The following is a 14,222-nucleotide window of genomic DNA, read 5'->3' on the forward strand; positions in this document are numbered from 1 at the left end:
AGGTTTGGGGATTATTAAGGGATTAGTAAAAAATAGTTAGTTATTATTAGTTTGTTTTACATCAGCTACCTTTATCGTATAGGTCGCTATTTTCAATACAATATTGCGTTGCTGTCTCAATATCATTACAAGTTATGTGAGGTGTTAAGGGATCGTATATTCTTTTATAAGACGCTATTAATAATTTGGTTCCTATTGAATTTAATATAAATGCTTCAGAAATTCTTAATTTAATTAAGTCACTAGATTTAGCTATAAAGTTTGCAGCCTCTGTAGAAAATGTGCCATGAAACCCTCTTAAGTCTATTATAAAAGACATTGGTCTACCGTTACATAAATCCGTTATAATACTTGCATATTTTTTAGCTGCAGATAAATCAAAAATGTAATAGTCCTCAATACTATTAAATTTAAGATTTATAATATTATTATCATCTTTCCAAAATTTAGCATGTCCTACTGTTTGGATGTTTTTCATGTTTTTTTAGTTTAATGAGTTATACGTTCGGTTATCCTCTATGCAATATTGTATTGCTGACTTATCATCTTTAAAAATTACATCAGGAAGTGAAGGATTACAAACAAAACTTTGAATGTTTAATAGCATTTTTAATTTATAGGAGTTGACTAAAAATGTTTTAGACAACACTAATGATTTAATTAATGTATTTTTTGATAAAAACGTAAATGCTTTGATGGCATTAGAAAAATTTAAATCTTTTAAATCAATTAAAATTGGCATATGCACATCTTTAGATAAAGTAAATATTTTATTTAAAAATATATGCTCAATATCTTTTGCTTTATATCTATCATCTAAATCCGTTAAATCATTCAAAACTTTACAATAGATCACATCTTGATCTACCCAAAATTTGAAATTTTCAATTAATTTATCATCGTCCATAACTATTGATTTGTAAAGTTTAAACCAATACGGATGCCACAAATAATATTTGAGCAAAAAAAAATTACAAAACACTGATTTACAGTGTTTTATAATTTTTTAAAGATTTATTACTAATAAATAAAGTGTCGGTATTCCGTGTATTACTTTTATGTAAACAGACAACTCACGGAATACCGTTAATTTTAATTAGGCTTAAGTATCCCTAATTTGTTCATTTTATCGCGTAATGTGCTAGGTTTTAATCCTAATGCTTCAGAAGCACTGTTAGATCCACTAATTTTCCATTTACAATCTTCTAAGACTTGTAAGATATGATTGCGTAAAACTGTATCTAAATTTAGGTCTACACTGTTGATGCGTTGCTTAGATTTTTGATTAGTGGTTTCAAAACCAGGAATAACTAAAGTATCGCTATTAGATAGTATTAATGCACGCTCAATTAAGTTTTCAAGCTCTCTAATATTTCCAGGCCAATTGTAAGCTTTAAGTTGGGACATTGCATCATCAGATATATATTTGATCTGTTTTTCATAAGTTTTACCAAATTTATCTACAAAATGCTCTACTAACAATGGAATATCATCCTTACGATCTCTTAAGGCTGGAACCGCAATTGGAAATACATTTAATCTAAAGTATAAATCTTCTCTAAATTGCTTTTTCTCTATCTCTGCCAATAAGTTTCTATTGGTTGCTGCAATAACGCGTACATCTAATTTTTTAGAACCCAATCCACCAACGACTTCAATTTCTCCTTCTTGTAAAAATCTTAGAATTTTAGGTTGCATGTCTAATGGTAGTTCTCCAATTTCATCTAAAAATAATGTACCTCCATCCGCAAGTTCAAACTTACCAATTTTGTCACTAAAGGCTCCAGTAAACGACCCTTTTTTGTGACCAAACAATTCGCTTTCAATTAACTCTCTTGGTATTGCAGAACAATTAACTTTAATTAATGGCTTGCTGTTTCTGTTACTTATATTATGCACAGCTCTAGCCAACAACTCTTTACCTGTACCAGATTCTCCTAATAATAATACTGTAGCATTGGTTGGTGCAACTTTTTCTATTTCGTTTAACACATTACTAAATTCTACACTACCATAAACCATCTCTTCAAAGTTAAAAACCAGATCAAGCTCGTTACGTAAATAAACGTTTTCTTGCTCTAATTGGTTTCTTAAAACGTTTAACTCCTTATTGACTTCTAATAGTTTTTCATTGGCTAGAGCTATTTTATTTTCTGCAATTTTACGTTGCGTACCTTCTACCATTAAAGAAATTATACTAGCAATGGACGTTACAAAACTCTCTTCGTCTGCATTAAAGGTTCTATTAGTGGCTTTAGTTTCAAAACTCAAAATACCGTAATGTTCATTTTGACCATAAATTACAACATCAATTCTTGAAGAAATATTAAGAGGCTCAAAAAATTGTTTAGCAAAAGCTTTTGTAATTGGATTAGATCTTACATTACTAATGTTAATACTAGTCCTATCTTTGAAAGCTTCAAAATAATTGGGGAAGCTTTCTTTTTTAATTAATAATGCTTCACTATCAAATATTTTATCTTCTGCATTGTAAAACAATTTACTGACTAACTCTGTTTTATCCGTCTTATACTCCCAAATGGTTACTAAATCTGCTTGCAAAGCTTCTGCAGATGTAATAGCAATCTTTTTTAAGGAAGCCTCTAAATCTTCACCAATGAGACTTGCTAATTTTAATATAACATCTTTTTTCTGCGTGGATTTTAAAGCGATTTGTTTTAAAGTTTCTTTTATTTTTAGGTCTTCAGAGATGTCTTTTATAGTGGCAAATATTGCAATAACTTCATTTTGATTATTATAAATAATACCTGCTAAAAACGAGGCTATAAACCTGGTTCCATTTTTTCTGATAAATTCTAGTTGAAATGAAGGAGCTTCGCCTTTTGCTACTTTATCTTTAATCTCCATCATGAGTTCATAATCCTCTGACCTTGCGAAAGGGTAAGGTAAATCCATGCCAAGAAGTTCCGCTTCGGTATATCCTAATAGATCACATAATGACTCATTAACCTTCATGATAGTACCATCAAGATTAACCATTAGCAAACCTTCTTGCATAGACATTACAAGACTTTCAGTAAAATCGTTTGCTATTTTTAAATCTATTTCTGCTTTTTTACGTTCGGTTATATCTTGGATTGTTCCAACAAAGCTTGTTGGAATATCATCTACGTAAAAGATTTCTCCTAAACCATGAATCCATTTTATCTGGCTGGTTTTGGTGCTAATAATTCTATACTCTAAATCAAACTTTTTATTTAATTTTTCACTTTCTATTACTGCGTCTTTTATTATTGCTCTGTCATCAGGATGCACTATATTTTTCCAAAAATCAAACGATATTTTTTTGTCCGTTTCATATTCAACTATTTCATTAAAAGTATCCGAGGTTTTAGCGATTAAGTTTATTAAGTCTAGGTTAAAACTTCCTATTTTGGCTATTTTTTGAGCGGTTGACAAGGAGTGTTCACTTTCTTGAATTTTGATTTCGGCTGTTTTACGCTCGGTTATATCTTGGATGGTTCCAAAAAAGCTTTTTGCTTTACCGTTTTGATAAGACACTTCTCCTAAACCGTGTATCCATTTTAATTTATTATCGTTTTGAGAATAAATCCTATATTCCAAATCAAATTCACCTCCAGTTTTTATACACTTATCAATTTCTTCACTGTTTTTTTTAGCATCTTCCGGATGCGTAATGTCCTTCCATAGCTTTCGAGAAATAGTATCCTCTTGCTCTAAACCAGCAATCTCCTTAAAGGTTATCGAGACATGAGCTAAATTGGTTTCTAAATCTAAATAGTAACTTCCTATTTTGGCTATTTTTTGAGCTTCTAGTAATGATTTTTCATTTTTCTGAAGTTTTAATTCTACTTTTTTTCGATTTGTAATATTTTGCATAGTCCCTATCATTTTGATAGGGTTAGAGTCGTCATCAAATAACAATTCACCTATACCATGTACCCAAATTTCTTTTTTGGAATTAAACTGAATAAGGCGATACTCTTTATTAAATCGTTTATTGTTTTTTAAGCAGCTGTCAAAATAGTTTAACACTTCTACTTTATCTTCAGTATGAATTAGATCAACCCAACTGTCTATTGTTTTAATATAGGACTCATCAATGCCTATAATTTGATACAAAACCTCAGTGCCTTCCCAAGTCATTGTTGTTAAGTCAACAACATACGACCCCAAATTAGCAACTATTTGAGATTGCTTTAAATTATATTCGCTTTCTAATAATTTGGCTTCTGCTTTTTTACGTTCAGAGACATCACGAACTATAGCTAGAACTTTGCCATCTTTTTGAAGTTTTGCCGAAATCTCTACATCTATTATTGTTTGATCTTTACATATTAGTTGTCTATCAAAAACAACAGCTTCACCTTTAAGTATAGCGTCTCTTACAATATCATTTTGAATAACATCTCCAATAATAAAATCTTGAATTTTTAATTTTAAAAACTCTTTTTTAGTATACCCTAATGTTGTGTAGGTTGTCTCATTAAAGTTATGAATAACTCCATCATAGGTATAGGTCAGGATTGCATCTGTAGCCTGCTCAACTAAAGACTCATAAGACTCTTCTTTTTTCTTTACTTCTTCAGCCATATTAAACTTTACGATAGCCATTTTTGCTAAGCTTACTGCAGAGTTTAATTCTCTTATGTTTTCAAAAGTCGGTGTTTTTACACTGCTACTATAAATTGCAAAGGTACCAAAAACCTCATTTTTCTCAGAAAGTATTGGAATTGACCAACACGATTTTAAATCGTGGTTAACTGCTAAATGTCTAAAACTATCCCAAAGCGGATCTGTACTTATATCAGATACGATGACTGGTTTTTTTAAATATGCAGACGTACCACAAGATCCTACATTCTCGCCAATTTTTAAATTTTTAATCGCAGCACAGTAGTCTTTTGGCAAGTTTGGTGCAGAAATTAGTCTTAAATGCTCCTTATCATCTTCAAGTAAACTAATGGATAAATAAAATTCTGGACGTAAGGATTGGTAGTTATGTATAATGTGATTAAACACCTTTTTAATTGAGGTATTATTGGCAATTAAATCTAATATTGCGTTTTCATTAGTTAGTTTTAACTCTATTTTGTTACGCTCAGTTATTTCTTTTTCTAATTCTAAATTTTTTTGTTCTAATTTACTTATAAGTCGTTTGCTATATAGTTTTAAAACTTCTTCTTCTGTAAACTCGGTATTATTTTTTGCTTTATTTTTTTGGTTTGACGTATCCAGAAGTCTTTTTATTAAAGCTATTATGTGATCTGGATCTGTTGGTTTTCTTAAAAAGCGTGCTGCACCTAATTTTAATGCAAAGTCTTCATCTACCTTTTCAGTATACGTAGAGGTATAAAATACAAACGGGATATCTTTTAATTTTTCATCTTTTTTGCAAGCTTGACAAAACATGTAACCATCCATTACTGGCATTAATATGTCAGAAATTATTAAGTCTATCCTATTTTCGGTTAATTTATCTAATGCTTCTTTACCGTCATTAGCTTCTACCACATTATATCCTGCTTGTATAAGAATTACCCTTAATAAATATAGATTTTCAAAAACATCATCTACTATCAAAATTGTTTTCATACCTATTTATTTCTGGTTTTTTGCAAGATACATTTCTTGCATTTGGTTTATAAATGTATCTGGATTTATGGGTTTTTCTATATAACCATCTGCTCCTACTTGCATCGCTTTTTCTTTATCACCTTCCATTGCATATGAGGTTACAGCTATGATTGTGGTATTTTTTGGTAAATCACTATTTCTTAGCTGCTCACATATTGCATAACCATCCATGTCTGGCAACTGTATGTCTACCAATATTATTTCTGGATTATTTATGTTTGCTAATTTTAATCCTTCAGATCCATTGTAAGCTTTTAAGACTTGGTATTGATTTTTTTCAAGTAAATAAGATAACATATACATGTTTTGCTTGTTATCTTCAATTATTAAAATAGTAGGCATCATGGGCTTTGATGATTAAGAATGGTAATAGCTTTATAAATATATTATTTTTTAGTATTTAAAATAATTTTTGACAGTATTATTTACTACCAGAAGGCTTTAATGGTAGTGAAAAGGTGAAATTACTACCTTCTCCTAAGGTGCTTTCTACAGATATTGTACCTCCTAGTTTTTCAATTAAGTTTTTACTAATTGATAAGCCCAGACCTGTGCCTTCATGGTGTCTATCCAAACCACCTTCTAACTGAGTAAATGGCACAAACAGTTTATTGATGTCATTTTTATGTATTCCAATACCTTGATCGATAACTTGTGTAATAAGATTATTGTCTTTTATATCTACTTTAACTGTTATGGTTCCTTTTTTTGAAAACTTTATAGCGTTAGACATTAGGTTTAATAATACTTGTTCCACTCTGACCTCATCACTATTTAAAACGATATCTAAGGTTGAAATTTGAGGTAAAATAGTAATTCCTTTTGCTGAAGCTTGAGGCTGCAAAAAGTTAATTGTATTTTCTAATGAAGCTAAGTAATCAAAATTATTATAAGTCACTTTTAATTTACCTGCTTCAATTTTAGAAATATCTAAAATATCGTTAATTAAACCTAGTAGATGCTCTCCACTATTTTTAACCATTTTAATTTGCTTTTTTTGTTCTGGATTTAATGGACCAGCTAACTCTTTTAGTAAAATACCTGTAAATCCTATAATAGAGTTCATTGGTGTCCTTAACTCATGCGACATTGTGGCTAAAAATGCGGATTTCATTAGATCTGCAGATTGTGCTTTAGCTTTTTCTTTTTCTAACTCTAGGGATTGGAAATTTAGATCTTCAAGAAGGTTTAGTAAAGCATCTTTACTGTCATTAAGCTCTTCTGTCCTGACGTTAACTAACTCTTCTAAATTGTTTTTATATTTTAATAATTCTTTCTCATTATTTATTCTTTCTGTAATGTCTGAGGCTATACCAATATATCCAAAAACATTATTTTCTTCATCTAAAAGCTTTGTAGCCTTTACAGTTAAAAATGTAATTTTACCTGTATTATCTTTAAATCTAAGATCTGTTTTAAATTTGATATTTGTTGTCATTGCCTTTTCCCATTCTGCAATCACCTTTTTTTTATCCTCTGGATGAAAAGCTTCTAACCAACCTTGACCCATAGCGTCTTCAAAACTAATACCTGATAATTTAATCCAATGTTCGTTTACATAGGTACACTCGCCTTTATGATTTATGTTAAATATTGCAATTGGAGCGTTTGAGGTTAAACTACGATAAAGTAGTTCGCTTTTTTTAAGCACTTCTTCATTTTTTATTCGCGCTGTGACATCTTGAATTATTCCAAATGATTTTTCTGGTACTTGATTTTTATCATAAATGGTTTCGCATTGTTCATCTATATATTTAATTTGATCGTCCTCTAACTTTAAGCGGTAAGTGATACGATATGGTACTTTATTTATTAGTGAATCAGAATATGTTTTGGATACAAAATCCCTGTCTTCTGGATGTATAATATCCAACATTGCTTGATGTGTAACTTTAAAATGTTTTGGGTTTTTTTTAAAAATTCTAAACATTTGTTTAGACCAAGTAAGCTTGCTAGATTCTAGGCAAAGCTCCCAATTACCTAGTTTGGCTATACGTTGGGCTTTATTTAGGTTAGACTCACTTTGTTTAATTTGTCTCCTACTAGTTTCATATACTTTAGTTAATTGTGACTTCTGCTTTTTAAGCTCGATGTTAATTAATTTATGAATGCGTTCTGAACGTCCTGCAAAGTACCATACGCCAAAACTGCTTAATAGGGTTAATAAAAACCCGACGATAGCAAAAATAATTGCTGTATTAAAATCATGTTTTGTGGGAATTACATACAGCTTCCACTCGCCAAATGTCATCTCTATTGGCACAGCATACGCTTTGTAACCAGAAACATCATTATCTAAAAAATAGTCCTCTTCTCCTGTCTTTTGGTTTACTCTAGATAATTGATAGATGTATTGCTTATTATTGGAAGGATCTATACTTAAATCTTTAAAAAAAGTTGATAATTTAGTAACCACTGCAGAAAACCCAGCAAATTTATAATCGATAATAATTGGTTGACGACTGACCATTCCAACACCTCCTTGTTTAAGATTAACTGGTCCTGCTATAAAAAAATCGTTTCTTTTAATTGTTGCTAAAGCACCACTACTAGCCTCCTTGCTATCTATAATATTATATCCAATAACGTTATTATCTTTTAATGGATAGACATGGGTTATAAATCCTTGACGATCTACTAACTCTACAACATCAAAATATTTACTACGGTTTAACAACTCTACAGCTATATCATCAAAATCATCAGGAATTCCGTTTCTTTCTACTATATATGCAAGAGATTTAGTTGCTGAATAACTAAACATAATTAAAGATTGTAATTTTTCTTTAATTAAATTTACTTGATTAGTAATTTCTCTTTTCTGATTATTATCGTTAATGTAGTATTTTTGAAACGTTATATATTGTGTTAAAAACAATAATAATGCAAACGTTACAAAACCAGCAACTAATGGTTTTTTTAATATTGAATAAAATGGAGTACGCTTCATATATAATTAAGAATCAAAACAGTTAAGATATTACTATTTAGTTAAGTTATCGTTTTCCTCTTTTAGTTTACCAATTCTGTTTTTTAGTTCTTTCATTTTTAATTCTCGCCCAATAAATAGTTTATTCATGCGCTGTAATTCGGCATTTTTGATATTTATCTCTTCTGTCCTACTATTAACAAGCTCTTCTAATTGATGTCTATATAAATCTAATTCTACTTCTGTTTTTTTACGATTAGTAATATCCCTAATCGTACCAATTATAAATTTACTTCCATTTGTATCAACATATCTTGTTTTTCTTGTAGAAATAGTTCTAGTATCACTATTTTTAACTGTAAGGGTTTCCTCACTTATGTTTTCAATTCCCGTTTTTAAAACTTCTTTATCTACTTTTAAAAAAGCTTCTCGCTCTTCTTCTGTAACGTCTTCGGCTAATGTTTTACCAATTACAAATTCCCTATTAGTATCAAACATTTTACAAAAGGCATCATTTACTAAGATTAAACAGCTTTGGTCATCTTTTACAAATAATGGATCACCAATGTTATTAATTATTGCATTTAAATCGTTCTTGCTTTCAGTTAATAATTCTTCTGTTTTTTCTTGTTCAGAAATATCTAGAAAATAAATAGTTACACCTCCTTTAGCTGTTGGATAAAATCGGCAATCATACCATTTTTCATAAGGCTTAAAATGTCCTCTAAAATATTGTGTTGTTTGGGTTTCAAGTGCCTTGCAACATGTTTTGTAAAAAGGGTGTCCTATGATCTCTGGAAATGCTTTCCATATGTTTTCGCCAATTAAATCCACTCCTTTTTTACCTATTAATTCTATTGCTTTATCATTAATGTAGGTGTAACATAAATCTTCGTCTAAAGTGACAAATCCATCAGATATATTATTTAAAGTGATTTGTAATTGTTGATTTATTTTTCGCTCTAGTACTAAGTCTAAATATTTTTTTCGATAATTTAAAATTGTAAAAACTTCTTGATTATCAGATTGATTATTTAATGTTTTATAATCAACACCTTCTATATTTTGAATAAAGCCAATATAGGCTATGACCTTATCTTGATTGTTTTTTATGCTTGCAAAAAAGACAGTAACAGGAAAGCGTTTCCCGTTTTTGTGCATGTAAATAACTTTAAATTCTCGTTTAACATGTTCTTTTGAAAGCTTATTAAAAAGCGATTTATAATCGTCATGCAGCTCTGGAGGCCAAAAAGGGAAAGGTAATAAGGCTCCTGCCAATTCTGTTTTATCATAACCTGTTAAACGACATAAGGCATCATTTATTAAAACAATTTCGCCTTTAGGCGTTATTATTATTAATCCATCTTGAAGCGACTCTATAAAATTATCAGAAAATCCATATAGATGCTGTAATTGTTCTACTAATTTAGTGTTTGTATCGCTCATAAAAACATATTGTTACTCTTAAAACATTATATGACAATCCATTGATTAATTAAAAATTAAAAATCAACAATTTACACTTAAAAGATAAATGAATTTATTTAAAACCACGAATGTTTTTTTGCAATCTTACTACAAACAAGGGATAACAAGCACCAAAAACAAGCTACATTAATAATTTCAAATTATTGATTTACAGTTATTTAAATTATTACCGAATTTGAAGTGCAACAATACAAACTTAACCTAATAATAACCTACTTAATTTACTAATTGGTTGTTGGTTACTATTCTAAAGCATCGTTCTTGACCTAAAAATAAAGGATTACCATGTTTTTCAGACCAAAATCCCTCTAATATATCATTAGTAATACACTTATAAACAACAACACCTTTATAAATTGCGTCATCCTCTCCTTTATAATTAAAATTTATAACAAGAATATTATCTTTAAAAAAACCTGTACCAAACTGTTCCTGACTGTTATTAATTAACCATTTAGCTACCACTCGATTGTTTTGGTCTAAGGTCAGGCTTAATTGACCTTTATAGGTTACACCTTCCACATCTTGATTACTACCAATTATATTATAGGTTCCTGGAAGTTGGTTAATTGTCATTTTTAGAAATTGTGTTTTTTGGATAGCTTTCTTTATTTGCCAATACAGAAATTAGCAAAAATATTACCTAGTAAATCATCACTAGTGATTTCACCAGTAATTTCGCCAAAATGGTACAGCGCTTGTCTAATATCTATTGCTAATAAATCTCCTGACAAGCCCGATTCTAGGCCATATTTTACTTTCTGAATTTCTTCAAAAGCTTTTAACAGTGAGTCATAGTGTCTTGTATTTGTCACAATTGTTTCGTTATTACGAAGCGCACCTGTATTTACAAAACCAATCAATTTCTCTTTTAACTCCTCTACTCCTATACCAGATTTAGCGGATAGTAAATGGACATTTTCAAACTGAAGCTTTAGTCGATCTAATTCTTCCGAATTTAAAGTATCAACTTTATTGGCAATAATCAAAAGTGGCTTTAATGGAAATCTATTTTTAATTTTTTCGATTTCTACCTTTAATCTTTTACTTTCTGTTTTAAACTCTTCAGCAGAAAATAGAAGCACAACCACTTGGGCTTGTTCCATTTTTTCAAAGGTTTTCTTTATCCCAATACTTTCAACAACATCCTTAGTTTCTCTAATTCCTGCAGTATCAATAAATCTAAAGCCTATACCATCAATAACTAACTCGTCTTCAATAGTATCTCTAGTTGTACCAGCAATATCGCTTACAATTGCTCTTTCTTCATTTAAAAGTGCATTTAAAAGGGTTGACTTTCCTACATTTGGTTCTCCTACAATAGCAACAGGAATACCGTTTTTAATAACATTTCCTACAGCAAAACTGTCTATCAATCGTTTTAAAACAAAGGTGATTTTTTCAACTAAAGCTTGAAACTGCGTACGATCTGCAAACTCCACATCCTCTTCTGCAAAATCTAATTCTAATTCTATTAACGAAGCAAAATTCATTAATTCTGCTCTTAATTTAGCTATTTCGCTAGAAAAACCACCACGCATTTGTTGCATCGCAATTTGATGTGACGCTTCATTATCACTAGAAATTAAATCTGCCACAGCTTCTGCTTGACTTAAATCTAATTTCCCATTTAAAAATGAACGTAAAGTAAACTCTCCAGCATTAGCCATTCTACAACCATTTCTTAAAAACAATTGAATAATTTCTTGCTGAATATAAATAGAACCATGACAAGACACCTCTACAACGTCTTCACCTGTATACGAGTTTGGATTTTTAAAAACCGAAACCAAAACTTGATCTATAGTACGCTTGTCATCAACAATATGCCCTAAATGTATGGTATGTGTTTTTTGGTTTAAAAGTGTTTTATTACTTTTTACAGACTCAAAACAGCGGTCTGCAATAGCTATAGCATCCTTACCAGATAACCTAATAATGGCTACTGCTCCTGCTCCTGAAGCGGTTGCTAATGCTACAATTGTATCGTTATAAATCATAATGCAAAAATAGACATAAAATATTCAATTTATATATTTTATATTTGTAAGAAATATTTAAATCATGAAACCATACATACTACTTTTACTAGTTGCAACATTAAGTTTTTCTTGTAAACAAGAACCTTCAAAACCACTTGTTTTTGGTACCGAAATTGGTGATTATGCTCCAACATTTACATCCAAAACTCCTGAAGGCAAAGACCTATCTTTAAATAATGTTGACGCTAAAGTAATTGTATTGGATTTTTGGGCTAGCTGGTGTGGTCCTTGCAGACGCGAAAACCCAAATGTAGTTAGAATGTACAATCAATACCACGACAAAGGTTTAGAAATTGTTGGAATATCTCTAGATAAAAAAGGACAAGAAGACCGTTGGTTAAAAGCAATTGCACAAGACCAATTAACCTGGAAACACGTCTCTAGTTTAGAGGGATGGCAAGAACCAATCGCTGTAGCATATGGTGTAAGATCTATTCCTGCTACATACATTTTAGATGGTGATGGAAAAATTATTGCTAAAAACTTACGCGGAAAAGCTTTAGAAGATAAGATTGCAGAAATTTTAACTAACTAAATTTTACCTAATTTTTGCATAACAAATAATACTACAATTGGTATGGCTAAAACCAACACCATTGTCAAGTCAGTCTGTAACAACCAAGGTGCAATAATAAGCGTTGTAACGTAACCTCCTACAGCACCTCCAAAATGGGCATCGTGACCAATGTTACCTATCTGTTTTTTCATTCCGTAAATAGAATACAATAAATATCCTATACCAAAAACCCAACCTGGAATTATAAAATTAATTTCCATCCAAGGATCAAACAAAATAGCAGAATAAATAACACCCATTACTGCTCCACTAGCTCCAACTGCACTGTAATGGTAATTGTCTTTATTAAACACTAAAGACAGTAAACTTCCTGCTACTAAACTAACTAAATAGATGATTATAAATTTAGTTTCGCCAATCCTAGCAATGACCAACCAAGCAAAAAAGTAAAGCGTAATCATGTTAAACAGCAAGTGCTGTGGATTAACATGTAAAAATCCAGAACTAAATATTCTAAACTGTTCACCTCTTTTTATAGCACCAACATTAAATTTATATTTTTCAAAAAAACTATAATCTTCAAACCCTTTGTAAGAGATAATAACATTAGCTGCAATTATTATTATAGTTATTAAATTTAAATTACCCATTGTCTAGTTTAACTTTATATCAAATATAGCATATATTTGCTCTCGCAAAATTAACAAGTATTCATGCAATTATTAGCTTATATTTTAATTTATCCTTTTTTATGGTTAATTTCTATACTTCCGTTTAGGCTTTTATATGCATTTTCTGATGGTTTATATTTTTTAATCTATTACATCATTGGCTACAGAAAAAAAACGGTTAAAGAGAATTTAAACCTAGTTTTCCCTGATAAGTCTGAGGACGAAATTAAAGAAATAAGAAAAAAATTCTATCATCACTTATGTGATATGGTTGTAGAGGCTATTAAGTCTTTAACTATTACAGAAAAGCAAATGATGAAACGCATGACTTTTCCTAACATTGAAGAAGTTAATCAATACAGTATATCTAATAAAAGTATTGTGTTAATGTGTGCGCACTATGGAAGTTGGGAATGGATTTTTATATTACAAAACCATGTAAATCACAAAGGTTATGCAGTATATAAAAAGTTAGAAAATAAATATTTTGACAAACTAGTTAAACGTATTAGAGCCAAATATAATTCTCATTTAATTACCACCAAAGAAACCTTTAGCACCTTATTACGTGCAAAAAATAATGGTGAATTAACTATTAATGGTTTTGTATCTGACCAAAGCCCAAAACCTTGGAAAGCTCACCATTGGTTAGAATTTATGGGTATTAACGTACCTGCTCATACAGGAGCCGAACTTTTAGCTAAGCAATTGGATATGGCTGTTGTATATTTTGCTGTAAAACGAATTAAAAGAGGTTACTACCAAACCACTTTTACAACTCTAGCTGAAAACCCAAACGACTTTAAAGACTACGAGATTACTGATGCTTTTTTTAAATTAGTAGAAAAACAAATACACGAAGCACCTCAATATTATTTATGGACACATAAACGATGGAAACATCGTGATAAAACTCCTGAGGATTTTAAATAAAAAAAACACTCACAATTTTTAAA

General features: G+C 30.2%; 11 protein-coding genes. 2 read left to right on the forward strand and 9 right to left on the reverse strand.

The genetic code is table 11. From position 1 onward, the window contains the following. Positions 1 to 61: 61 nt before the first annotated feature. From B2989_RS13290 to mnmE, 8 genes are all read right to left on the reverse strand, one after another. Positions 62 to 478: a hypothetical protein gene (locus B2989_RS13290; RefSeq protein ID WP_292949313.1), complete on the reverse strand. Its 417-nt coding sequence runs from the start codon at positions 476 to 478 to the stop codon at positions 62 to 64. A gap of 6 nt (positions 479 to 484) precedes the next feature. After that, positions 485 to 907, reverse strand: coding sequence for a hypothetical protein (locus tag B2989_RS13295; RefSeq protein WP_292949315.1), 423 nt, complete (start codon positions 905 to 907; stop codon positions 485 to 487). 185 nt (positions 908 to 1,092) lie between these two features. Beyond that, positions 1,093 to 5,577 (reverse strand): sigma 54-interacting transcriptional regulator, encoded by a 4,485-nt coding sequence (locus tag B2989_RS13300; protein ID WP_292949317.1) that lies wholly within the window; start codon positions 5,575 to 5,577, stop codon positions 1,093 to 1,095. Between the two features lie 6 nt (positions 5,578 to 5,583). Next, complete coding sequence (locus B2989_RS13305; protein WP_145001319.1) at positions 5,584 to 5,964, reverse strand: response regulator; 381 nt, start codon at positions 5,962 to 5,964, stop codon at positions 5,584 to 5,586. 76 nt (positions 5,965 to 6,040) lie between these two features. Beyond that, entirely contained in the window at positions 6,041 to 8,569 is a 2,529-nt protein-coding gene (locus B2989_RS13310; RefSeq protein ID WP_292949318.1) for an ATP-binding protein, read from the reverse strand. A gap of 33 nt (positions 8,570 to 8,602) precedes the next feature. Beyond that, positions 8,603 to 9,994 carry a PAS domain-containing protein gene (locus B2989_RS13315; protein ID WP_292949320.1) on the reverse strand — a complete coding sequence of 464 codons (1,392 nt, stop codon included), beginning with the start codon at positions 9,992 to 9,994 and terminating at the stop codon, positions 8,603 to 8,605. Positions 9,995 to 10,252: 258 nt separating this feature from the next. Then, the gene (locus B2989_RS13320) at positions 10,253 to 10,612 is read right to left on the reverse strand and encodes a hypothetical protein (RefSeq protein WP_145001313.1); all 360 of its coding nucleotides are present in this window, start codon (positions 10,610 to 10,612) and stop codon (positions 10,253 to 10,255) included. Between the two features lie 32 nt (positions 10,613 to 10,644). Then, a complete protein-coding gene (mnmE, locus tag B2989_RS13325) occupies positions 10,645 to 12,036 on the reverse strand; it encodes a tRNA uridine-5-carboxymethylaminomethyl(34) synthesis GTPase MnmE (protein ID WP_292949321.1) in 1,392 nt (463 codons plus the stop codon). A 64-nt stretch (positions 12,037 to 12,100) separates the two neighbouring features. On the opposite strand from mnmE, the gene B2989_RS13330 reads away from it, so the two are divergent. After that, positions 12,101 to 12,613 carry a peroxiredoxin family protein gene (locus B2989_RS13330; protein WP_292949322.1) on the forward strand — a complete coding sequence of 171 codons (513 nt, stop codon included), beginning with the start codon at positions 12,101 to 12,103 and terminating at the stop codon, positions 12,611 to 12,613. Here the strand turns inward: B2989_RS13330 and B2989_RS13335 are convergent. Then, complete coding sequence (locus B2989_RS13335; protein ID WP_145001277.1) at positions 12,610 to 13,245, reverse strand: rhomboid family intramembrane serine protease; 636 nt, start codon at positions 13,243 to 13,245, stop codon at positions 12,610 to 12,612. The two genes, B2989_RS13330 and B2989_RS13335, sit on opposite strands and share 4 nt — an antisense overlap. Before the next feature lie 63 nt (positions 13,246 to 13,308). On the opposite strand from B2989_RS13335, the gene B2989_RS13340 reads away from it, so the two are divergent. Further along, on the forward strand, positions 13,309 to 14,199 hold the full coding sequence (locus B2989_RS13340; RefSeq protein WP_292949323.1) for a lysophospholipid acyltransferase family protein: 891 nt from the start codon (positions 13,309 to 13,311) through the stop codon (positions 14,197 to 14,199). The last annotated feature ends 23 nt before the right edge of the window (positions 14,200 to 14,222 follow it).

Source organism: Olleya sp. UBA1516, from assembly GCF_002323495.1.
Classification (GTDB): domain Bacteria; phylum Bacteroidota; class Bacteroidia; order Flavobacteriales; family Flavobacteriaceae; genus Olleya.